Source organism: Staphylococcus sp. AS1337 (assembly GCF_051408735.1).
In the GTDB taxonomy this organism is placed as follows: Bacteria; Bacillota; Bacilli; order Staphylococcales; family Staphylococcaceae; genus Staphylococcus; species Staphylococcus xylosus_B.
The window spans coordinates 100,780-125,824 of sequence record NZ_JBOIHZ010000001.1 but is presented as its reverse complement, the minus strand read 5'-3'; the positions used below and the strand labels follow the sequence as shown (position 1 = coordinate 125,824).

Genomic DNA, 25,045 nt, shown 5'->3' with positions numbered 1-25,045 from the left:
ATCCAACAATCTTCTTGTTAAAAGATAAATGCAATATAGGTTCACAGTCTATAAATTCTATAAAATATAACTATAATCAAATGACAATTGTATATTTACAAATAATATATGTAATTAATATAGTCTTAAAATAGTAATGTTAAGGTAGTGGGGAAAGAGTAATATGAATCGTCAGAGGAGGAGTTATATGAATCAGAAGAAACATCAATCGATTGCTTTCCGCGCTGCAGCGAGTTTAGTCTTGTTATTTAGTCTTATTGCTACACCACAAGCAGTACACGCAAGTGGATCAGAGAAAGCTGCCGATAATGCCAATCCCATAACCCAACAAGAGAGTAATAACAAAATAAAACTTATAGATAAAAAGCCTAAAGTTGAAGATATCAAAAAGCAAAACAAACCGAACCGAATTATTACAAATATAAATGGTAATCCACAGTCAGAAATGGGTTTTAGCTGGTATACATCAGATAAATTTAATGATTCCAAAGTACGGGTCTCAGAGTCTAAGAACTTTAAAAATGCTAAAACATTTGATGCAGATGCTCAAAAAGTAGATTCAAAGTACCTTGAAAGAGATAAACATGGAAATATCATTTTTAAAGATATTGCTAAAAATGATGAAGGTGAACCAGTAAAAGGTAAAGACGGTAAAGAAAAAGTGAATGGTTATTATACAGATAAACATGCTGGCGGACCAGAATGGATGAGTGGCGACAAGCATGGTAAAACAAACTTGATAACTGAAGCAGAGTATACATACAAAGCTCAAGCAAAAGATTTAAAACCGAATACGAAGTACTACTATAAAGTAGGAAGTGATGATGGTAAAAAGAGCCAATTTGGACAGTTTAAAACAGCAGGCAAGAAAGGTGACCCATTTAATTTCGTACAATATACAGATACGCAAAATGCATTTTGGAATGAAAATGTAAGAAATGAAGCTACATTTGGTGCAGATACATTGAAAAATGCTATTCAAACGGCTGGAGATCCTAGCTTTGCTTTACACACAGGTGACTTTATTGAAACAGCAGAAGTTGAAGATGAATGGAAAGATTTATATAAACAATCGCGTCCGTCATTCATGACATTACCAGTTGTAGCTACAGCAGGAAATCATGATGAATACGCATTAAATGAAGAAGATGAAAAACTATTAACTAAATTTAATGAGCACGTGAACGTACCAAAAGAAAATGACGCTGTAAATGGTGGTTCTTACTATTCATTTGATTACAACGGCGCACACATGGTTGTTGCAAATACAAATGACAACAAAAAATCTAAAGACAATCCAGACGAAAAAGCAATTGGCAAAAAACAAATGGAATGGATTAAGAAAGACATCAAAAAAGCACGTGATAATGGTTCGAACTGGATAGTATTAAATCTACACAAACCAATGTACTCTAAGTCTTATCACGCTTTATCAGACAAAGATGTGAAGAAAATTAGAGAAGAGTTAACAAAAGAAATCGACGAGTTAGATGTAGATTTAGTCTTACAAGGTCATGATCATGTATTATCACGTACACATCCACTAGAACATACATCGACAAAAAACAGTTTCGTGAATGCTAAAAAAGAAGACACTAAACAATTTGTTGGCCAAGATAACGTAACATATTATGATAATCCAAAAGGTTCTGTGTATGTGCTACCAAATACAGGTGGAACAAAAGAATATGACAGTATTTATGACCGTTCTTTAGAACATATTAAAAAGGTGAGACCAGAATTAAGTTGGTTAACTGAAAAAGATTTAGAACACTATAACAGCCTATTTAAATTAGGTGAGCAACCTCAAGAAACGGATGCCTTTAAAGATAGTCACTCTAATAACCGTGACTCTTCTTCACAAAACTTCTCAGTCTATGAAGTTGAAGGTAATACATTGAAAGTTAAAATTTATCAATTAAATGGTGACATTAGTAAAGGTGAACAGCGTAATGTTGAATTAGTTGATGAATTTGGTATTCAAAAAGACAATAAATAATTAAATCAACGCCTAAGTTAAAGGATTATGGTCTAGCTTAGGCCTCTTGATTTCCCAGGAAATTGAGGATTGATAGATAATGAAACAAGCAATAAGATACTTAACAATAATAGTTTTATCTTGTATTGTGTTAGCTGCTTGTAATAGTGAAGAAGAAGCAACTCAACAGTCAGGTGAAAAAAATACAGATACAGCTACTAAAAGTGCTAACCAAGAAAAATCATCTAAAACGTCTATCTCAGACAAAGATAAAAAGAAAATAAAAAAAGAAGTCATGTCTTGGCTTGCGAAGCATGAAAAAAACAATGATAAGGCAGTGTCAAATCGCTATTTCGGTAGTGGTAGTATGTCTGACGGGGATTGGTATGCAGGTACTGAAGGTGGGGAAATTCAAGTAAGTAATAAGGATAAACCAGGGCCGAAAGCTTTTGATTTACATACTGTGACAGGCGCAGTAACTTACATATCAAATGAAGGGATAACTGGTATAGATAAAGCTTCAAAAAACTTATCAAATATTGAAGGGTATAGTACGGTCGCTGATATTAATAAACCCGTAACTAAATATTTATTTGCAGATAATGGCAAAGTGTATGAATATACATTTAAAGATTCAAAAGATGTTACACTGTCATCTGGTTTTGCACCTAAAGATCATAATGAAAAAGACCCAAACTTAAGTCCAAACCAGATGTTCAAAGTAAGTGATAACAAAGCACTTAACGATTTTTATAGTGAGTTATTGAAGAAATATTAGTGGACTAATATAATTTTATTGAATTGACTTATATCACTAGTGATAGTGAAAAGGAAGTTATTATTAAATTAAAGCTTATAGTGGAAATAATAATCAGAAAGATAATGACACATTTGTATAATTACTAAATATAATTAGAGACTAAGTGATGTATCAAGTTAGAAGATCGCAGAATAAATAAAATTGTATCCCTGAAGTTGGAACTTAAAAATCTGACTTCAGGGGTTTTTATATGAAAATAACTAAAAACAAACTTTTCAAAAATATTAAAACTGGTTCCCTTTTATTTATAAAACTGGTGCTTTACATAAAATCGCTTACATATATAATTTAACGAAATATAGAAATTTAAATAAAGGGGTAGATTTTTATGTTTCAACCAAAAGATTCTTCTATGTCACCAAGGTTTGTGGGACCTAGAACATTTATGAGATTGCCGTTTGTTCAACATTTACAAGATGTAGATTTTTTAGTAATGGGGGTTCCTTTTGATACTGCAGCCTCTAATAGGACGGGGCAACGTTATGGTCCACAAAGCATTAGAGATTTTTCAGTCTTATTAAGACCTTATAACCCAGATCAAGATATTAATATTTTTGATTATTGTTCTGGTATAGATTATGGAGACGTCGATGTTATTCCAGGGAATGTTTTGAAGACATATAATCAAATTACAGAAAAATTAGAGCCAATATTAGAAAAAGGAATTGTACCTGTCATGATGGGGGGAGACCATTCTATTTCTTTAGGCCATTTACGTGCGTTTCACAAAAAATATGGACGTCTATCATTGGTACACTTTGATTCACATAGTGATACTTGGGATAATTATTTTGGTGAAAAATATGTACATGGAACGCCTTTTAGACGTGCAGTAGAAGAAGGTCTGTTAGATGCTGATAAGTCAATACAAGTAGGGATTAGAGGACCTTTATATGGCCCTGAAGATATCCAAGATGCTCGAGATTTAGGATATCAGGTAATACCAATGCGTGACGTGCGTGAATTAGGTATTGAAAAAGTTATACATCGTATTCATGAAACTGTTGGTTCGAATCCTGTGTTTGTATCCTTTGATATTGATTTTTTAGATCCAGCATATGCTCCTGGAACTGGTACACCAGAAATAGGTGGGCCTACTAGTTTTGAAGCGCTAGAATATGTTCGTCAGTTAGATGGTTTGGATATAAAAGGTTTTGATTTGGTAGAAGTCTTACCAAATTATGATACGGGTGAAATTACTGCAGTAGCAGCATCTACAATTATCTATGAAATGATTACACTTATCGCACTTATGAAAAAAAGAAAACAAGATTAGACAATTAAAAGTAAAAATAAAAAGTGAGTTGATTTCATAATGGAAACGATTGATTTTATAATTTTTCTAGTTTACTTCATTGTTTTAATTTCCATAGGTCTTTTAGGCGTATTAAAAGCTAAGTCATCTGAAAAGTATATGGTCGCAGGTAGGAATTTAGGTCTATTTATGTTATTTGGTTGTTTAACAGCTGTTTTTCTTGGAGGTTCTTCAACAATAGGTTCATCACAATTGGGTTATGAAATTGGATTTTCAGGATTTTGGTTTGTTTTTGCATTAGGGATAGGCATTACGATTTTTGGGCTACTTTTTTTAGAACGTATTATGGATTTAAAAGTAATTACGATTAGTGAACTATTATATAAATTATTTGGTAATAAAGTAAGAATTATAGGTGCTTTCGTCACAGCTATGTATACTTTGATGATCTCAGTAACTCAAGTTATTGCAATAGGTGCAGTAATATCGCAAATTTTTAATTGGAATTTAATGATGTCTATACTAATTGGTGGTAGTATTGTCTTTATTTATACAATTTTAGGTGGAATGTGGACACTTTCTATTACTGATGTGATTCAATTTTCCATTATGACAATTGGTATGTTTCTAATTATGTTACCAATGAGTTTAAATTCAGTAGGAGGATTTAGTTCATTATTGGAACAAGTGCCAAATTCACATTTGAGTTTTACGAACATTGGATTCGGTGAAATTATGAAATATTTCATTACATACACATTAGGTGTAATGGTAGGCCAAGACATATGGCAACGGTTCTTTACAGGGAAAACGAAGCTTATTTCAAAGACATCAGGTGTCTTAGTAGGTATCTATAGTGGGTTGTATTCAATTGCTATGGTAATTATAGGTATGTGTGCTTATGTTCTCTTTCCTCATATTAAAAATACTCAAAATGTATTCTCTCATATAGCTTTTGAAACATTGCCACCAGGTTTATTAGGTATTGTCTTTGCGGCATTGATAGCAGCAATTATGTCAACTGCATCTGGTACCTTACTGGCTTCGGCTACAATTGTTTCAAATGATATTTTAAAGCCGTATTTCTTCAAATCTATTAATGATAAACAGTATTTAAGATTAACTCGTATTACTACTTTATTTTTAGCAGTAGTTGCTATTGTAATTTCAATTTGGGTAAAAGAAGTCCTCGTTGCCATTGATATTGCTTATGCAATATTAACTGGCGGGATGTTTATGCCTGTGATTTTAGGTTTGTATATGAAAAATATAACTTCGCGTGCAGCATTTTTAGCTATTATTGCAAGTGTTTTGGTTGTCTTAATAGGTATTGTTTTGGCTGGTCCGCAATCAACAATTACGATAGTCGTTGCACTCTTAACTAATGCTATAATATTGATTGGCGTGACCTACTTTGATAAAAAGCATAAAAAAACAATACTATAGTTCAATTGTAGAAAATGGGGGAGGTGTAATGAATGTATTTACTTAATAATAATATAGAAATGATTGAGGTGCCTGGGACACGACAATTTGCTAATAAAGTAAATCAATATGCTGACTGCATAGATTTAACATTAGGTCAGTCTGACTTTCAAGTTGCCAGTTATATCAAAAAGGCTATGATAGAAGCGATTGAAAATAATTATTTGAAGTATACACACAATAAGGGATTATATGAGTTACGTTCAGTTATTTCAACGTATAATGCCGAAAAGTTTGGTGTGATTTACAATCCAGAAACAGAGGTGCTAGTAACTAATGGCGCTTCTGAAGCAATTGATTCTATATTAAGGACGATTTTAAACCCTGGTGATGAAGTGATTTTACCTGGACCAACTTATTTAGGATATGAACCTATAGTGAAATTACAAGGTGGAGTTGTAAAATGGATTGATACTACCAATACAGGATTTCAACCTACAGTAGATAATATTGAAGCGGCAATTACAGAAAATACAAAAGCGATTATTTTTAATTATCCTACAAACCCTACAGGTGTTACTTTGTCTTATGACACGATTAAAGAGATCGTAGCACTACTTCAACGGAAAAATATATTTATTGTTACAGATGAAATTTATAGTGAAAATGTTTTTGATGGTAGGCATTATTCATTTATGGAATTTCCAGAAATACGTAATTTATTATTTATAGTAAATGGATTATCTAAATCACATGCAATGACTGGTGCACGCATAGGTTATATACTTTCGACAGAAGCATTAATACAAGAGGTTACTACAGTTCACTTATATAACTCAATTTGCGCATCTACACCAAGTCAATATGGTGCGATTGCAGCATTAAAGAATGGTAATGAATCGATTAAAGAAATGAACCGTGTTTATAAGAAAAGGCGAGATTATTTTTATCAACGACTTAAAAATATGGGTCTGCCAGTTAAATTACCAGAAGGAACATTTTATATCTTTCCTGACATTTCAGCTTATGATAATGATTCTTTTAGATTTTGTCATGAATTGTTAGAAAGGGAACAGTTAGCTATTGTTCCGGGAAAATCATTTTCAAATTTTAGTGAAGGTTATGTAAGACTATCATTTGCATGTAGTATGGATTTTATTGTTGAGGCATGTGATAGGTTAGAAAGATTTTTAAAAACTTATAATCACAAAAGGAAAATAAAATAATCTTATATAAGAGTGGTATTGAAAACAGTGAAAAAGTGATGATAGTTAAAAATAAATGATCAAATGATTATTGTCAATGTATCTTATTATTGTAAAATTCACCATTGAGGCTAAGGTATATTATGCAGTAGTCTCAATTTTTAATTATAAGTTTGTTCAATGTATAGAGTTGAAGAATTTAAGTAGTTACGAACTCAAGTTTTAAATTTTAAAGCTACTTATTTCTATATAAAACATAAAGCAATGCTATAAAACTTTATAATATATGAATAGAAATAGGTATTCACTTTTTTTGAAATTTATTATATGCTTTGAAATATATTAACTAAATGAGGTGAGCACTTGAATAAATTTTCAAAATCTGTCATATCTATTTCACTTGCAACTGTATTTACAATTGCGACACCACTAACTACATATACTACTGTAGCGCATGCGAATGAATCAACTGCGCCGGTAATGGAACAACAAGAGCAAACAAATCTTGGCTCTGAAAATATTATGGCAGTTTCATGGTATCAAAATTCAGCAGAAGCTAAGGCACTTTACTTACAAGGTTATAATAGTGCCAAAGTACAATTAGACAAAGAGCTTGAGAAAAATAAAGGTAAACATAAACTCGCAATCGCGCTTGATTTAGATGAAACAGTTCTAGATAATTCACCATATCAAGGTTACGCGTCTATAAATAATACATCATATCCGGAAGGTTGGCATGAATGGATACAGGCAGCTAAAGCAAAACCTGTATATGGCGCTAAATCATTTTTAAAATATGCTGATAAAAAAGGCGTAGATATTTACTATATTTCTGATAGAGACAAAGAAAAAGATTTTAAAGCAACTCAAAAAAACTTGAAAAAGCAAGGAATCCCACAAGCAATAGATAATCACATCTTGCTTAAAAGTAAAAATGATAAGAGTAAGGAACCTAGAAGACAAATAGTAGAAAAAGATCATAAACTAGTAATGTTATTTGGTGATAATCTATTAGACTTCGGGGACCCTAAAAAGCCTAATGCAGTAGAGCGTGAAAAGTTTGTGCAACAGCATAAAGAAGACTTTGGTAAGAAATACATCATTTTCCCTAATCCAATGTATGGTAGTTGGGAAGCGACACTATATAACAATAACTATGATATGAGTGATGCGCAAAAAGATGAATTAAGAAAACAATCAATTAAGCAGTTTAATCCTTCAACTGGAAAAGTTGAGTAATAATAAAACTGGTAGTGAAATAATATTTGTTTTTTATTACTAGTTTTTAAACTTTCAGGTATGTTTAATAAATCAAAGAAATCATTTTGTATGGTAATCAAATGGTGATTATACTCTTAGCACATGTTAAACCAGGTATGCATTTCCCAGGAAAAAGATTATTACGTAAAGAAATCGTACACTATTTCAATGAAGAAGGTATCTCAACACCGAAACCAACATTAGTTAAATTTGAAGAACCAGAAGCATAAACATATAAAAATTATGTTTTACAAATCTTTATATAAAATACTCATTAAATCCATCAACAAATTTTGTTGGTGGGTTTTTCTTTTGAAATAATTATTTTTTAAAATTGTAAATTGACTCTATAAATATATAATGATAATATAATTCATATTAATCTAATCGGAATAATAAAATATGGAGGGATAAAGATGAAAAGAATGAAATTAGGATACTTTTTAACGGGCTTTGGTCACCATGTTGCTAGTAGTAGACATCCAGATGCATTAGCACACGGGGGCATGAATTTAACGAAAACAATTGAACAAGCAAAACTTTTAGAACAGGCAAAATTTGATTTTCTATTTATGTCAGATAGTTTATATCTTGATGAGAAAACACATCCAGATATGTTTACGTTTTTCGAGCCAATTTCCTTAATGTCGATTATAGCTAGAGAAACCAAAAATCTTGGTTTAATCGTGACGGCTTCTACTTCTTTTTCAGAGCCATTTAACTTAGCTAGAATCTTTTCATCTTTAGACCATTATAGTAATGGCAGAGCCGGATGGAATATTGTAACATCAGGCATTAATAATACAGCTAAAAATTTTAGTGGAGTAGATAATGCGGATCATGACTTAAGATACGATCAAGCGGAAGAATTTGTCGATATATCCAAGCAATTGTGGGATTCATGGCAAGATGTTAGCCCAGAAAGACTTCACTCTGCTGGAGGGTTCTTTGATGAAAAACAACCTGAACCAATAAACTATAAAGGAGATTTTTATAGCGTCAGAGGACCTTTAAATATAGAGCAATCACCCCAAGGTTATCCATTACTTGTTCAAGCTGGTTCTTCTAAAAAAGGAACTGCATTTGCCTCTAAACACGCAGAAGTTGTGTTTACAGCACAAAATGATATCGATAATGCAGTTACTTTTGCTCATAATTTGAAAGAGCAAGTTGCTGAAAAACGAGGTCCAGAACAAGAAATTGTTATTATGCCAGGTATTTTCCCCTTTATTGGAGAAACACAGCAAGAAGCTGAAGCTAACTATAAAGAATTACAAAATTTGATAGTTCCAGAGATGGGATTAGAATTATTGTCTTCTTATTTAGGCGACACAGATTTAAGTGGTTATGAGTTAAGTACCCCATTTGAAAATGTTCATATAGATAAAGGTAATAATATTCAAAGTCGAGTAGACCTAATTAAGTACACAGCTAAGAAGAATAATTCAACGTTAGAGGATGTCATGAAACACGTTGCTGGTGCAAGAGGTCACCATATCATTGTAGGAACGGCTGAAGATGTGGCTAACAGAATGGAAGAATGGTTTGCTCGTGGTGCTGCCGATGGATTTAACATAATGCCTCCGTTAAACCCTACGCAATTTGAACTATTTGTAAATAAAGTTGTTCCAATATTAGAAGAAAGAGGTTTAGTCCAAAGGGAATATAATGCAGGTACATTAAGAGAAAAGCTAGGATTAAGCACTTCTCAAACACATAGTTAATATGTGATCCTTTCAATTAAGATGGAGCGTTACTCTAGAAGGTGGGGAGAAATATGTATATAACATTTACATTAATATCATGCGCATTTTTTATTGGTATCGTAGCTTGGTACTCTTATTATAAAACTAAAAATACTGTTAGTAGTTCGGGAGGATTCTTCCTAGGAGGCCGAGGGTTAACAGGCGGGTTCATTGCAGGTGCATTAATACTAACTAATTTATCTGCAGAACAGCTAATAGGTTTAAACGGCCAGGGTTATCAAAATAATTTATCAAGTATGGGCTGGGAAGTTACAGCAGGTTTCTCTGTTATTATCTTAGCTACAATTTTACTGCCTAAATATTTGGGCGGCGCGTTTACCACACTTCCAGAATTTATAAATAATCGCTTTGATAAACAGACGCGTTTATTAATTGTCTTGTTGTTTATGGTCGGCTATGGCTTCATAACTATACCATCTGTACTATATTCTGGCTCTTTAGCTGTATTACAAATATTTGATATACCAAATATGTTTCATATAACATACGAACAATCTATATGGGTTATTGTTTGGGTTATCGGTATTATCGGTATGCTATATGCTATTTTGGGTGGTTTAAGAGCTATTGCTATTTCAGATACTTTAAATGGTATAGGGCTTTTAATAGTAGGCGTCTTAGTACCGATACTTGGTTTTATTGCATTAGGTAATGGTAGTTTGTTAGAAGGTATGGAGACAGTTGCGACAGATCATCCTGAAAAATTAAATGCCATTGGTTCAAACAAAGATGATGTACCATTTGGTTCGATTTTTACAGGAATGATATTTGCTAATTTATTCTACTGGGGTACTAATCAATATGTGATTCAAAGAACGTTAGGTGCAAAGAGTTTAGCTGAAGGTCAAAAGGGCGCATTATTTACAGGATTTTTAAAAATACTAGTCCCTTTTCTTATGATGATTCCAGGCGTTATTGCATACCATTTGTATGGATCAGGGTTAAAAAATATGGATTTAGCATATCCTACGTTAGTAAAAGATGTATTTCCGACCTTTTTAGATGGTTTCTTCTTAGCCGTATTACTAGGTGCTGTATTTTCTAGTTTTAATGCATTATTAAATAGTGCATCAACGTTATTTGTTTATGATATTTATAAAGTGCTAATTAATAAAAAAGCTACAGATAGACAAATGATAAGGGTAAGCCAATGGTTTGGTGTGATTTTAGCATTAGCGACCTTCTTTATTTCACCAATGTTAATGAATGCCCCACAAGGGTTATGGACAATCATTCGCCAATTTACAGGTTTCTTCAATATACCAATTATAGCGATTGTATTGGTTGGTATATTTGCGAAAAAGGTTCCTGCCATTGCACCCAAAATAGTTATTATCTCACATGTAATTGTTTATTATTTATTGATATGGGGATTACCAATGTTCTTTAAATATGAAATGGCGATTAATTTTATATACATACAAGGGCTCTTATTTGTGATAGAAGTACTAGTAATGTTGATTATAGGAATGACAAATCCATTAGATATACCGTTTAAATTTAGCCCAAACCCTAAAGTAGATATGACGCCATGGAAATATACAATACCTGTTACAGTTCTCTTGTTAGGGTCTATTGTTTTTACATTTATATTGTTTTCACCTATTGGTTTAGCAGCGCAACATCATATTGTATCGTCATGGTTTTGGCCATCTATAGTACTATTAGCGATAATTGTTGTCACTTTTTATTTTATTAGCCTAAGACAATGGAGTAAGAAATATGAAGTAGCATTAAAGCAGCAGTATAATAAAGAACTATTCACAGATTTGAACCAAAGTGAGTTACCTGGAGAACAGTTAATTCGATAAATAATATGATTTATATAGCTATATTAATTTTAAGACTGTAAACATATTTACTTTCAGAGTGATGTTCATAGTCTTATTTATTATGTTGATTAGAAGGCATATAACTTATGTGAGCTAGATAAAATACAAACCATAATCGATGAAGTCTGGCACCACATCAATTATGGTTAACTATGCGTTATTAAGAAATGTCTTTTGAAATTTCTAAGCTAGATTCCATGCGAGTTAGTTTAAATTATTAAGCGTTGAAATCACTGAAACCATATCTTCGTTGATGACTAAATCTGCATTATGATCATAAGGTGTGGCATCTCTATTAATAATAATAAGATTTTTCCCTTTGAAGTTTGAAATTAGACCGGCCGCTGGTTGAACTACGAGTGAGGAACCTAAAACTATTAATGTATCAGCTGTTTCAATTTTATTAATAGCATTAAAAATAGTATTTTGATTTAACATTTCTCCATAAAGTACAATACCAGGTCTAATGATGCTGCCACATGACTCACAATGGCGCAAGTGATGCTCCATGACGTAAGTTTTGGCATATTCATTGAAACAATCAACACAATAGAATTGATTTAAAGTCCCATGGAGTTCATCTACATTTAAGCTGCCCGCATCTGAATGAAGGCCATCGATATTTTGGGTGATAACACCTAAAGATTGATGGTCTTTTTCTAGTTGCGCAATCCATTGATGAATGGTATTGGGTTGTTTATCAGCAAGGAGTAAACGTTTATGATAAAAATCGACAAATCCCTCCGGATCGTCTTGTAGATAATTAGTACTTAACAAGTACTCAGGTGAGTAACCATCTTTTGAAATTTCATCGAACAAGCCACCCATAGAACGGAAATCAGGTACACCGCTTGCCACAGAGACACCAGCACCTGTAAAAAATGTTATTCTACGAGAATTATTAATGATATCTTTCAATTGTTCAATATTACGATTCACACTTATCACTCCATTAAAAAAATATACTCTCTTGTTGCGAATATTTTTATTATACTTAAGATAATTTTAAATATTAGCCACTATTTTAGCAAATATGGAAAAGTATAATTGAGAGCAAATAAATTTATGACTATTGTAAGGCATCTAATTCACTAAGAATATTATAGATTGAATCTAAAAAACAAACTCGATAAAGCCTCGTCATTTACAGTACTTTTTATGTATTAGTGAATGATTGGGGCTTTATTTTTTATGAAAATTTTAAAAAGTCTATATATATTTTCTACAATAAAAGCACAATTCAAGTTTTTTTAATAACTATTAATTGAAAAATATTATCATTTGTATTGACAACTATACAAGACCAAGATATTATATAAATCAAATCGTAACTATTACGATTTGATAAGGTTGCGCAATGATCTAAAGTTTTTTAATCAATGTTAGCAGGCTTACATAAAATAATTTTAAGTAGAAGGAGAGTCGTATGAATCGAAAGGTTATAGAATTTTCTAAGTATAATCCATCGGGGAATATGACGATACTAGTGCATTCGCAACATGATTCAAGAGATTACGCAAACATAGCTAATCAATTAATGACAACGAGTCATGTTTGTTGTGAGCAAGTTGGATTTATAGAGTCTACCAATACGGATTTAAATAGAAATTGCCATTTAGTTATGAGCGGAAATGAATTTTGTGGTAATGCCACAATGTCATACATACATTACTTACAAGAAAGTAATATATTGCAAAAAAGGCAATGTGCAATAAAAGTTTCAGGATGTTCAGGGTTGGTTCAGTGTGAAGTACATAGTGATCAACATTATGAAGTCAGTATGCCCCAAGCACAGCACGTGTCCGCAATAAAGCTTAATATTGATCAGCAACAACGGCATGCAATAGAAATTGTATATGAGTCATATGTGCATTTTGTTGTTCCAGTCACTGAAGTGACTACAGAATTGCAACATCAAGTTGAACAATTTGTCCGTCAGCAAACATGGAGTAATAAGTATAAAACGATAGGTATCATGTTATTTGATGAACAACGTCAGTTTCTTAAGCCACTTATTTTTATGCCAGAAATTAAAAGTTTAGTTTGGGAAAATAGTTGTGGTTCTGGTACTGCATCGATAGGTATTTTTAAAAATTATAAAGCTGAAAGTACATGCGAGGACTTTATAGTTCATCAGCCAGGTGGCAACATTTTAGTAACATCTAGGAAATGTCCAAAGTCTGGGTTCCAAACTTCCATTAAAGGGCAAGTCTCAACTGTAGCAACAGGAAAAGCATTTATAGAATAGGAGACTGAAATGAATAATTTAGAGAAAGAGATTAGTGCTATATTACATAAATATTTATTGAACTTTGAAACACTATATGCAAATGTCTTAAAAAACAGTGATTACATTGATGCATTAGAAATATTAGTGGATGAGTATAGTCAGTTTATATTAAATCCAGTTTTTAGAAGATTGTATGAAGATTGGGAAGATGAAGCGGTAAAAGAACATCTTACATCGAGACTTCAATTCATATCAGCCCAATGTGTTAAACAAGTAGAAGTTATTCGAGCGCAACGTTTATTAGACGGTAAGGCTTCTACTTCAGGCTACTTTGACAACATAGAGCGCTGTATTAATGAGGAATTTGGACAATGTCATATAACTGAAAATGACAAATTATTGTTAGTTGGATCTGGTGCATATCCTATGACGCTTATTCAAGTGGCTAAGGAGACTGGTGCTTCTGTTATTGGCATTGATATTGATCCAATGGCAGTTGATTTAGGTCAAAAGATTATTAAAGTATTAGCACCAAATGAAGATATAGAGATTACAGAGCAGACAGTAGACCAATTAGTAGATATCAAAGAAGTGACGCATATTATATTTAGCTCAACAATTCCAATTAAATATGCCATATTAGAGCAACTTTATGATTTAACGAATGAAAATGTTGTTGTTGCAATGCGGTTTGGTGACGGAATCAAATCACTGTTTAATTATCCTTCTAAGGAAATTAGCTTAGGTAAATGGCGATGTGTAGATAAACGTATACAACCTAATCAAATTTTTGATATTGCTTTATACCGTAAGGCCGCAATAAAGGTTGGTGTAGCGGATGTCTAAAATATTAATTATAGGTACGGGGCCAGTTGCAATTCAATTGGCCAATCTGTGTCATCTAACAACAGACAAACAAATAGATATGGTAGGTCGTACCTCAACCTCGTTGAAATCAAAAAAATTATTTCAAGCATATCAAAACGATAAATACTTTGAAGTAACGACGCAAAATGATGCCCATAAACACATGGCAGGACGCTTCCAAATTAATCATTTGTATGAAGATATAGAAGTCGTTAATGATCACTATGACACGATTATTATGGCGTGTACTGCAGATGCATATCACAGTACATTGGTACAACTGTCGACAGCAATATTAGAAAAAGTAAAGCATATCTTGTTAGTATCACCTACATTTGGTTCACAAATGATTGTAGAGCAGCATATGGCTAACTTTAATAAAGACATTGAAGTTATATCATTTTCTACATATATGGGGGACACGCGTTTGTATGATACTGCGCAACCTAATCATGTTGTAACAACTGGGGTGAAGACGAAATTATACGTAGGTTCTAATCGTGAGCATTCAGCAACAATCAATTATTTAAAAAGTGTGTTCAAGCAATTCCACATAAATTTGATAGATATGCCAACACCTTTACATGCTGAAACACGCAATAGTTCTTTGTATGTGCACCCGCCATTATTTATGAATGATTTTTCATTAAAAGTTATTTTTGAAGGGACAGAAGTACCTGTTTATGTATATAAGCTATTTCCAGAAGGCCCAATTACGATGACGCTCATTCATGAAATGCGCTTGATGTGGACAGAGTTGATGAACATTTTGGCAAAATTTAGTGTGCGGTCAGTCAACCTTTTGGAGTTTATGGTGAAAGACAACTATCCTGTGCGTCCTGAGACATTAGCGGATGATGATATCTCCAGTTTTGAAAAGTTACCAGCAATTCATCAAGAATATTTACTATATGTGAGGTATACAGCAATATTAATTGATCCGTTTTCTAAACCTGATCAACACGGACGCTATTTTGATTTTTCGGCGGTGCCGTTTAAGCAACTTTATGAAAATGAACAAGGTGCCGTGCACATACCACGCATGCCAAGCGAGGATTATTACCGTACTTCAATTATTCAACATATTGGCAAGCTATTAGATGTTGAGACACCAATGATTGATACATTTATGGAACGTTATGAACAATATTGTCAGGACTATAAAAAGCATAACCATAACCAACAACTATCATCACAATTCATCATGAACGTATTTAAAGATGATAAATCTTTGGTAGAGGAGTTTTTAGATACCAAAGGTAAGATTTAGTAATAAGGATTTGTAATATAAAAATATTAAATATTTTTTGGTTTTACATAAGTATTCTCCACACAAGTATAAATGATATTACAATTTTTAAATGAAAAAGAGGAAAAATGATGAACAAAATTACTAAGATGAGTGCAGTGTTAATTACATCAGGCATTATTTTAGCGGGATGTGGAAACGGTAAAGGCATAGAGGAAAAGAAAGAGAATAAGCAGTTAACGTATACAACAGTGAAAGATATTGGTGATATGAATCCACATGTATATGGCGGATCTATGTCTGCAGAAAGCATGATTTATGAGCCGCTTGTACGTAATACTAAAGACGGTATCAAGCCATTGTTAGCTAAAAGTTGGGATATATCTGATGATGGTAAAACGTATACTTTCCATTTGCGTGATAATGTTAAATTCCACGATGGTACAGCGTTTGACGCTGAGGCAGTTAAGAAAAATATTGATGCAGTTCAACAAAATAAAAATTTGCATTCATGGTTAAAGATTTCAACATTAATTGATAATGTCAGTGTTAAAGACAAATATACCGTTGAACTCCAGTTAACAGAACCGTATCAACCGGCTTTAGCAGAGTTAGCAATGCCGCGACCATATGTATTTGTATCGCCAAAGGATTTTAAGGATGATGGAACTAAGAATGGTGTAAAATCATTTGATGGCACAGGTCCATTTAAACTTGGTGAACATAAAAAAGACGAGTCAGCAGATTTTAATAAAAACAATGATTATTGGGGCGAAAAATCTAAGTTAAACAAAATACAAGCAAAAGTAATGCCAGCAGGTGAGACTGCCTTTTTATCAATGAAAAAGGGTGAGACAAACTTTGCTTTCACAGACGATAGAGGTACAGATAGCTTAGACAAAGATGCTTTAAAACAGTTGAAAGATTCTGGTGATTATCAAGTAAAACGCAGCCAGCCCATGAATACAAAAATGTTAGTGGCAAATTCTGGTAAGAAAGATAGCCCAGTGAGTGATAAAACTGTAAGGCAAGCGATTGGTCATATGGTAAATAGAGATAAAATAACTAAAGAAATCTTAGATGGCGAAGAAAATCCGGCAACACAACTATTCGCGAAGAACGTTACAGACATTAATTTTGACATGCCTACACGTAAATATGATGTGAAAAAGGCGGAAGCACTGTTAGATGAAGCAGGTTGGAAACAAACAGAAGATAGTAATGTCCGCAAAAAAAATGGTAAAGAATTAACAATGACTATGTATTATGACACAGGCTCATCGAATCAAAAAGAACAAGCAGAATTTTTACAAGCAGAATTTAAGAAAATGGGAGTTCAATTACAAATTAATGGTGATACATCGGACAAAGTTGCTGAACGTCGTACATCTGGTGATTATGACTTGATGTTTAATCAAACTTGGGGATTATTGTATGATCCACAAAGTACAATTAGCGCATTTAAAGCAAGTAATGGTTATGAAAGTGCGACATCAGGTATCGCTAATAAGAATGAGCTGTACGACAATATTGAGGAATCATTTAAAATTCAGGATAGTAAACAACGTTCTGATGCATATAAACAAATTTTACAACAAATAGATGATGAAGGTATTTTCATTCCTATATCACACGGCAGAATGACAGTAGTTGCACCTAATGATTTAGAGAAATTATCATTTACACAGTCGCAATATGAATTGCCTTTTAATGAAATGCAGTTTAAATAAAGGAGTGCATTTATAATGTTCAAATTTATTTTAAAGCGCGTGATGATTATGATTCCACTGATGATTGTAGTAAGTTTTATGACATTTTTATTAACTTATATAACAGATGAAAACCCGGCGGTTACAATTTTACATGCGCAAGGCACGCCAGACGTATCATCACAATTAATTGAAGAAACAAATGAGAAGTACGGATTAAATGACCCGTTATTGATTCAATATATGAATTGGCTATTACAAGCATTGCAGTTAGATTTTGGTACGAGTTATATTACAGGGGACCCTGTTGCAGAACGTATTGGTCCAGCATTTTTAAACACCTTAAAACTAACTGTCATATCTAGCATTACGGTAATGATCACATCAGTTATTTTAGGTGTTGTCAGTGCCTTAACAAGAGGGAGATTTGCAGATCGTACGATACGTTCTGTGGCTTTCTTTCTAACAGGCTTACCATCTTATTGGATTGCTTCGATGTTAATCATTTACGTTTCTGTAAATTTAAATTTATTGCCAACCTCTGGGCTGACAGGTCCTGAAAGTTACATATTGCCAGTTGTTGTTATTACAATTGCATATGCTGGTATTTACTTTAGAAATATTAGGCGTTCAATTGTTGAGCAGTTAAATGAAGACTATGTACTGTATTTGAAAGCATGCGGTGTTAAATCGACAACTTTAATGTTGCACGTATTACGTAATGCATTACAAGTTGCCGTATCAATCTTCTGCATGTCTATACCAATGATTATGGGTGGATTAGTAGTAATCGAGTATATATTTGCTTGGCCAGGATTAGGGCAATTAAGCTTGAAAGCCATATTAGAGCATGATTTTCCTGTCATACAAGCGTATGTATTAATTGTGGCTATATTATTTGTTGTATTTAATACATTGGCAGATATAATCAATGCACTCTTGAATCCAAGATTAAGGGAGGCACCTTGATGATTATTTTAAAACGTTTATTACAAGATAGGGGTGTCGTTATTACTCTAGCTATTATTGTCTTATATGTTGTGTTAGGTTTTGCAGCCCCCTTAGTGACAACACACGACCCTAATCATATTGATACAGCTAACAAATATAGTGGAATAAGTTTACAACATTTCTTAGGAACTGATCATTTAGGAAGGGATATTTTAACGAGGTTGATTTATGCGATTAGACCCAGCTTATTATATGTTTTTGTAGCGCTTTTTATTTCTGTTTTAGTTGGTGCCATATTAGGTTTTGTTTCTGGTTATTTCCGGGGTTATATTGATGCACTTATCATGCGTATGTGTGATGTGATGTTAGCATTCCCTAGTTATGTTGTTACACTCGCACTGATTGCTTTATTTGGTATGGGTGCTGAAAATATTATTATGGCATTTATTTTAACGCGCTGGGCATGGTTTTGCCGTGTGATTCGCACAAGCGTTATGCAATATACTGCCTCAGACCATGTTAAATTTGCCAAGACAATTGGCATGAGTGATTTGAAAATTATTCGCAGACATATTATGCCGTTGACACTTGGTGATATTGCAATAATCTCAAGTAGTTCTATGTGTTCCATGATTTTACAAATATCTGGGTTTTCATTTTTAGGGTTAGGTGTTAAAGCACCGACTGCTGAATGGGGTATGATGCTCAATGAAGCTAGAAAAGTTATGTTCACTCATCCAGAAATGATGTTTGCTCCGGGTATTGCAATCGTTATTATAGTTATGGCATTTAACTTTTTATCAGACGCATTACAAATTGCGATTGATCCAAGGATATCTTCAAAGGAAAAACTACGTTCTGTGAAGAAAGGATTGGTGCAATCATGACGTTATTAACAGTACAACATCTGTTTATCAAAGATAGCTGGACAAATCAGACCATTGTTAACGATGTGAATTTTACAGTGGATGAAGGTGAAGTAATAGGCATTATTGGTGAAAGTGGTAGTGGTAAGTCAGTCACATGTAAAGCTTTAGTAGGTTTAAATCCTAATCGTTTAAGTGTTGAAGGGATAGTGACATTTAATAATGTACAAATGCTTACTTTGTCAGAGATGCAGTTAAAGAAGTATAGAGGTAAAGATATTGCGATGGTTATGCAACAAGGTAGCCGTGCATTCGATCCATCATCTACAGTGGGCAAGCAATTGATTGAAACTATGAAGGTTCATACGCAACGATCTATTCAAGAAATCGAAGCAACTTTGATAGAATATATGGATTATATGGGGTTAAACAATCCCAAACAGATATTAAAGTCATACCCTTATATGTTATCTGGGGGGATGTTACAGCGTATGATGATTGCTTTAGCTTTGGCATTAAAACCCAAACTAATTATTGCAGATGAACCGACGACAGCTTTAGACACTATTACACAATATGATGTGTTACAGGCGTTTAAAGATATTAAGCATCATTTCGATTGCGCCATGATCTTTATTTCACATGACTTAACAATAATTAATCATATCGCAGATCGAGTAGTTGTGATGAGGAATGGACAACTTATTGAAGAAGGCACTAGAGAAGCGGTACTATACCAACCACAACAAGAGTATACTCAGTATTTATTATCCACACGAAAAAAAGTTAATGATTATTTTAAATCTGTATTAAGGGGTGACTCAAATGCTTAAGATTATGAATGTTGAAAAATCGTATTCGCGTTCACACATATTTCGGCGTAGCATGACCCCTATTGTTAAAGATGTGTCCTTTGAATGTCCAGTTGGTAAAGCAATTGCAATTATCGGTGAGAGTGGTAGTGGAAAATCAACATTGAGTAGGATGGTATTAGGTATTGAGAAGCCTAATAAAGGTTCAGTAACGTTGAATGATCAGGCAATGTATAAGAAAAAGGTGAGAAATCATCAAATAAGTGCGGTTTTTCAAGATTACACATCTTCATTACATCCTTTCCAATCTGTGAAAGAAATATTATTAGAAGTGATGTGCCAGTGTGACAATCAATCTAAAGCAGTCATGGAGGCACGAGCTATTGAATTATTAGAAGAAGTTGGATTATCGAAAGTATACATGGATAAATATCCAAATATGTTATCCGGCGGTGAAGCGCAACGTGTGGCGATAGCGCGCGCTATATGTATGAATCCTAAATATATTTTGTTTGATGAAGCAATCAGTTCTTTAGATATGTCGATTCAAACCCAAATTTTAGATTTGTTAGTAAATTTACGCTCGAAAAGGCAGTTAAGTTATATTTTTATTAGTCATGATATTCAAGCTGCCACCTATTTATGTGAACAGTTAATTATTTTTAAAAACGGTAAAATTGAAGAACAAATTGCAACCAAAGATTTACATCTAAGTGATAATGTTTATACAAAAGCATTGATTGAAAAACAATTATCATTCTAAGGAGTGAGACAATGAAAGGTGCTATGGCATGGCCTTTTTTGAGACTATATATACTAACATTAATGTTTTTTAGTGCTAACGCTATTTTGAATGTCTTTATACCATTACGAGGACATGATATTGGAGCTTCAAATACGGTTATCGGTATTGTAATGGGTGCTTATATGCTAACTGCTATGGTATTTAGACCTTGGGCAGGACAAATTATTGCACGTGTTGGCCCGATTAAAGTATTACGCATCATTTTAATTATTAATGCAATTGCTTTAATTCTATACGGTTTTACTGGATTAGAAGGATATTTCTTGGCACGTGTGATGCAAGGTGTATGTACAGCATTCTTCTCGATGTCATTACAACTAGGAATTATTGATGCCTTACCAGAAGAGCATCGTTCAGAAGGGGTTTCGTTGTATTCACTATTTTCGACAATTCCTAATTTGATTGGTCCTATTATAGCTATTGGTATTTGGCACGCTGATAATATATCTATTTTTGCGATTGTTATTATTTTTATTGCGCTATCCACCACGTTCTTTGGTTATCGTGTCACAATTGCCGAACAAGAACCAGATACGTCCCATAAAATTGAAAAAATGTCATTTAATGCGGTTACGGTATTTGCTCAGTTTTTCAAAAACAAAGAGTTGTTCAATAGTGGTTTAATCATGATTGTAGCGTCGATTGTGTTTGGTGCGGTAAGTACTTTTGTTCCGTTGTACACTGTGAATTATGGTTTTGCTAGTGCTGGTATATTCCTAACTATTCAAGCTATAGCAGTGGTTGTAGCAAGATTTTATTTAAGAAAATATATCCCATCGGATGGATTATGGCATCCAAAATTTATGGTGATTGTATTATCGCTACTAATGATTGCATCTTTTGTTGTGGCGTTTGGACCGCAAGTAGGCGTCGTTATTTTCTATGCGAGCGCAATATTAATCGGTATGACACAAGCATTGGTATACCCAACATTAACATCTTATCTAAGCTTTGTCTTACCTAAAGTGGGGCGTAACATGTTATTGGGTTTGTTTATTGCATGTGCAGATTTAGGTATTTCTTTGGGAAGTGTCATAATGGGACCTCTATCTGATTTACTAGGATTTAAATGGATGTATATTATTTGTGGCCTGCTTGTGATTTGCATAATGATGTTAAGTGTGACGAAACGGCCTATACCCTATAAATCGAGCTAGTGTAGATTATCAAAAGTTTTAGTACATGATGCTTGAAAAGTGAAATAATTATAATCATGAAAATAGTATTGTCTGTATCGTTATACTTAGCGTGGATTCTAAAATGATTTATTGATTAAGTTTAAAATTATAGAGATATTACATATAAAAACATATAACAAACGGTATAAATTGCTTAAGAAAGGCATTTTATACCGTTTTAAATTTGGAAATTCAAATAAATAATAAGGAAATCTTTGTTAACATACTTTATACTTAAAACAAAATGACAGAATAGAGGTTATTGTAGTGAGGAAGTTATGGATTTGGGGCATATGTATCATAGTTATTGTTATTATAGCGGCATTTATTACTATAAAGATGTTTACTCAAAATCAATCTGCGATGGAAAAGTCTGGACACTCAAATTTTGTTAATAGCCAAATACCAACACTATTTCTACATGGTTATGGTGGAAGCGCCAATTCAGAAAAATATATGGTTAAGCAAGCTAAACAAAATGGCGTAACTAAAGATGTGATTACAGCAATTGTATCTAAAGATGGAGATGTAGAAATAAAAGGGAAACTTGAAACAGATACAACTAATCCTATTGTACAAATTGAGCTAGCAAATAATAAGCAAGGTGATCTTGATGAAAATGCGAAATGGTTTAAAAATGTATTAACGAAATTGCAAAGTAAATACGACATTAATAAGTTTAATTTTGTAGGTCATTCTATGGGGAATTTATCATTTGCTCAATATATGCTGACATATGGGAATGACCCATCGTTACCTCAATTGAATAAACAAGTGAATATTGCTGGAACATATAATGGCGTATTAAATATGAATGAAAAAGTGAACGAAATTAGTGTGGATGCTAATGGTAAACCAAGCCGTATGAATCCCCCTTATCAAGAGCTGCAACAACTTAAAGAGATATATAAAGGTAAAAATATCGACGTATTAAACATATTTGGCGATTTGAAAGATGGAACTCGCTCTGATGGACGTGTATCTAATAGTTCATCTAAGTCGTTAAAATATTTACTTGGTGATAGCCCGAAAAGCTATAAAGAATCCAAGTATGAGGGTAAATCAGCACAACATAGCCAGTTACATGAAAATAAAGAAGTTGCTAAAGACTTTATAGCATTTTTGTGGAGGAAACAAGATGATTAAATTAACAGATTTTATAAAGACGCCAGATATTGATAAAACAAAGATTAAATTTAATATGAACAGTGGCGACGTAAACGTAAAAGCATGGGATTTATTGTTAAGGGATAGTCCAGAATGGATTAAGATAAATGCATGGAAAAAGAAACAGACTAATAATAATTTTGGTAACGCTAAATATGTTATATCTTTAGCGCAATATTATCCATATGGACCAGAATATTTTGTATTTGGTGGGCTCTACCACATAAAGAAAAAGGAACCTGAAGTATTTGATAAAGAAGGTTACGAACTGACCTTGATGGATGATTATAAGGAATACAGGAAGCGGTTAATTATTAAAATTAAAAAGCCAATTGGTAGGGATGTTTATAATAGACTCTATTCTAAAGTACAAGCCCAATTAGAACCTGAAGTTTATGAAATATCACCAAACGTGAAATTAGGACATTTCCCAGGTTATCAAAATGTTAGTTTGACACATAAGGAATTACAACAAATTGTAAATAGGGACGAACCAAGTTGGAAAGATGCTTTGAGTAATGTTAAAGGTGTGTATGTAGTTACTGATTTAAATAATGGTCAATTATATATAGGATCTGCATCAGGAAATACTGAAGGGATTTGGCAACGTTGGTGCCACTATGCAAACTTAAGTAATCCTACAGGAGGGAATAAAGAATTTAATATAATTCATAAAGAAACTCCTGAATACATAGCTACAAACTTTCAATATTCCATTATGGAGATTTTTGACACCAAAACAAAAGCAGAAACTATTATTGGTCGAGAGAATTATTGGAAAAATGTGTTAGATACTAAAAAACATGGTATGAATCATAATTAAACTACAGACGTAGTTAAAGTAAGGCTATTAGCCCCATAAATAGATTCTATTTTCAAATTTATCAATTATTTTATTTTTAAATATGTATAAAAGTCTTTAAAACCTGATTGCTATGTACAACTTTATTTTAGTACACTGTAATTATCAATCTTATAGGGGAGTTTAAATGGATAGTTCACAGAATCAAGTTATCGAAAGTTACAAAGCATTTTGGACACGTTTTATTGATGTTAATGGAAGGTCAACACGTCCTGAATTTTGGCATCCTTTCTGGATTAATTTTTTAATATCTTCTGTTTTGGGTGTTGTATCGAGTGGTTTACTTAGTGGCTTATTTGCAATAGCTATTATTATTCCTACTTTCACTGTGATGGTAAGACGTTTACATGATACAAATCGTACTATGATTCTTGCCATCGTTTCATATATTAGTGGTTTTATTACGTTAATTGCTGCAACTTTATTTATTATAGGTGTTATTGTCGTTGTTGCTAATACAGAAAGCAACGGTTTGCTTGGTGCTACAGTAATAGCTGGCATTTTCGGTACAGTAATCGCAGGATTGGTCACGCTTTATACTTGGTTTGTACTAATTCTTGCAGGTAATAAAGAACCTAATAAGTACGGCCTAGGAGGCAGTTGCCAAACTGATATTGAAGTATATATACATCAATAAATATGATATTAAATATTGACGGCTGGAAGCATATTAAAAGTAATGATGCTCTAGCTTTTTGTTTTCTTAATATTGTCTATACTATAAAGTATTCGAATCTTTAGCGATTAATAAGCTTTTGAAAAGGGTACAATAAATTAACTATCTAAGCGTAAAGGCTATAATAGTATT

The 25,045-nt window shown here is 32.9% G+C and carries 21 protein-coding genes and 1 pseudogene; 21 read left to right on the top strand and 1 reads right to left on the bottom strand.

Annotation, left to right across the window (positions count from 1 at the left end):
* Positions 1-187: 187 nt before the first annotated feature.
* From ACSUE0_RS00565 to ACSUE0_RS00525, 9 genes and pseudogenes are all read left to right on the top strand, one after another.
* Positions 188-1,999 (top strand): metallophosphoesterase, encoded by a 1,812-nt coding sequence (locus ACSUE0_RS00565; protein ID WP_436955556.1) that lies wholly within the window; start codon positions 188-190, stop codon positions 1,997-1,999.
* Positions 2,000-2,078: 79 nt separating this feature from the next.
* The gene (locus tag ACSUE0_RS00560) at positions 2,079-2,756 is read left to right on the top strand and encodes a hypothetical protein (RefSeq protein ID WP_436955554.1); all 678 of its coding nucleotides are present in this window, start codon (positions 2,079-2,081) and stop codon (positions 2,754-2,756) included.
* 370 nt (positions 2,757-3,126) lie between these two features.
* Positions 3,127-4,074, top strand: coding sequence for an agmatinase (gene speB / locus ACSUE0_RS00555; protein WP_436955552.1), 948 nt, complete (start codon positions 3,127-3,129; stop codon positions 4,072-4,074).
* 39 nt (positions 4,075-4,113) lie between these two features.
* Positions 4,114-5,499, top strand: a complete 1,386-nt coding sequence (locus tag ACSUE0_RS00550) for a sodium:solute symporter (protein WP_436955550.1) — start codon at positions 4,114-4,116, stop codon at positions 5,497-5,499.
* 32 nt (positions 5,500-5,531) lie between these two features.
* Positions 5,532-6,704, top strand: coding sequence for an aminotransferase class I/II-fold pyridoxal phosphate-dependent enzyme (locus ACSUE0_RS00545; protein ID WP_436955548.1), 1,173 nt, complete (start codon positions 5,532-5,534; stop codon positions 6,702-6,704).
* Positions 6,705-7,046: 342 nt separating this feature from the next.
* Positions 7,047-7,922 (top strand): 5'-nucleotidase, lipoprotein e(P4) family, encoded by an 876-nt coding sequence (locus tag ACSUE0_RS00540; RefSeq protein WP_436955546.1) that lies wholly within the window; start codon positions 7,047-7,049, stop codon positions 7,920-7,922.
* 92 nt (positions 7,923-8,014) lie between these two features.
* Positions 8,015-8,173: pseudogene (locus ACSUE0_RS00535) on the top strand (mechanosensitive ion channel family protein); the annotation flags it as partial.
* A gap of 186 nt (positions 8,174-8,359) precedes the next feature.
* A complete protein-coding gene (locus ACSUE0_RS00530; RefSeq protein WP_436955544.1) occupies positions 8,360-9,667 on the top strand; it encodes an LLM class flavin-dependent oxidoreductase in 1,308 nt (435 codons plus the stop codon).
* Between the two features lie 53 nt (positions 9,668-9,720).
* A complete protein-coding gene (locus ACSUE0_RS00525; RefSeq protein WP_436955542.1) occupies positions 9,721-11,520 on the top strand; it encodes a solute:sodium symporter family transporter in 1,800 nt (599 codons plus the stop codon).
* A 225-nt stretch (positions 11,521-11,745) separates the two neighbouring features.
* Here the strand turns inward: ACSUE0_RS00525 and ACSUE0_RS00520 are convergent, their stop codons facing one another.
* Positions 11,746-12,480, bottom strand: coding sequence for an NAD-dependent protein deacylase (locus ACSUE0_RS00520; RefSeq protein ID WP_119613559.1), 735 nt, complete (start codon positions 12,478-12,480; stop codon positions 11,746-11,748).
* A gap of 487 nt (positions 12,481-12,967) precedes the next feature.
* Between ACSUE0_RS00520 and cntK the strand changes: the two genes are divergently transcribed.
* From cntK to ACSUE0_RS00460, 12 genes are all read left to right on the top strand, one after another.
* Positions 12,968-13,789, top strand: coding sequence for a histidine racemase CntK (gene cntK, locus ACSUE0_RS00515; RefSeq protein WP_436955540.1), 822 nt, complete (start codon positions 12,968-12,970; stop codon positions 13,787-13,789).
* 9 nt (positions 13,790-13,798) lie between these two features.
* Positions 13,799-14,617, top strand: a complete 819-nt coding sequence (gene cntL / locus ACSUE0_RS00510) for a staphylopine biosynthesis enzyme CntL (protein WP_436955538.1) — start codon at positions 13,799-13,801, stop codon at positions 14,615-14,617.
* Positions 14,610-15,908, top strand: a complete 1,299-nt coding sequence (cntM, locus tag ACSUE0_RS00505) for a staphylopine biosynthesis dehydrogenase (RefSeq protein ID WP_436955536.1) — start codon at positions 14,610-14,612, stop codon at positions 15,906-15,908. Before cntL ends, cntM begins: the two co-directional genes overlap by 8 nt.
* 110 nt (positions 15,909-16,018) lie before the next feature.
* Positions 16,019-17,617, top strand: coding sequence for a staphylopine-dependent metal ABC transporter substrate-binding lipoprotein CntA (cntA, locus tag ACSUE0_RS00500; protein WP_119613563.1), 1,599 nt, complete (start codon positions 16,019-16,021; stop codon positions 17,615-17,617).
* A gap of 15 nt (positions 17,618-17,632) precedes the next feature.
* A complete protein-coding gene (gene opp1B, locus ACSUE0_RS00495; RefSeq protein WP_436955534.1) occupies positions 17,633-18,565 on the top strand; it encodes a nickel/cobalt ABC transporter permease in 933 nt (310 codons plus the stop codon).
* Positions 18,565-19,434, top strand: a complete 870-nt coding sequence (gene cntC, locus ACSUE0_RS00490) for a staphylopine uptake ABC transporter permease subunit CntC (RefSeq protein WP_436955532.1) — start codon at positions 18,565-18,567, stop codon at positions 19,432-19,434. Before opp1B ends, cntC begins: the two co-directional genes overlap by 1 nt.
* Positions 19,431-20,246: a staphylopine uptake ABC transporter ATP-binding protein CntD gene (cntD, locus tag ACSUE0_RS00485; RefSeq protein ID WP_436955530.1), complete on the top strand. Its 816-nt coding sequence runs from the start codon at positions 19,431-19,433 to the stop codon at positions 20,244-20,246. Before cntC ends, cntD begins: the two co-directional genes overlap by 4 nt.
* Positions 20,239-20,988, top strand: a complete 750-nt coding sequence (locus tag ACSUE0_RS00480) for an ABC transporter ATP-binding protein (RefSeq protein ID WP_436955528.1) — start codon at positions 20,239-20,241, stop codon at positions 20,986-20,988. Before cntD ends, ACSUE0_RS00480 begins: the two co-directional genes overlap by 8 nt.
* Before the next feature lie 11 nt (positions 20,989-20,999).
* Entirely contained in the window at positions 21,000-22,187 is a 1,188-nt protein-coding gene (gene cntE, locus ACSUE0_RS00475; RefSeq protein WP_436955527.1) for a staphylopine family metallophore export MFS transporter CntE, read from the top strand.
* Between the two features lie 360 nt (positions 22,188-22,547).
* Positions 22,548-23,354 carry an alpha/beta hydrolase gene (locus ACSUE0_RS00470; RefSeq protein WP_436955981.1) on the top strand — a complete coding sequence of 269 codons (807 nt, stop codon included), beginning with the start codon at positions 22,548-22,550 and terminating at the stop codon, positions 23,352-23,354.
* Positions 23,347-24,198 (top strand): GIY-YIG nuclease family protein, encoded by an 852-nt coding sequence (locus ACSUE0_RS00465; RefSeq protein ID WP_436955526.1) that lies wholly within the window; start codon positions 23,347-23,349, stop codon positions 24,196-24,198. The genes ACSUE0_RS00470 and ACSUE0_RS00465 overlap by 8 nt, the downstream gene beginning before the upstream one ends.
* Positions 24,199-24,364: 166 nt before the next feature.
* The gene (locus tag ACSUE0_RS00460; RefSeq protein WP_119613570.1) at positions 24,365-24,874 is read left to right on the top strand and encodes a DUF805 domain-containing protein; all 510 of its coding nucleotides are present in this window, start codon (positions 24,365-24,367) and stop codon (positions 24,872-24,874) included.
* Positions 24,875-25,045: the final 171 nt, after the last annotated feature.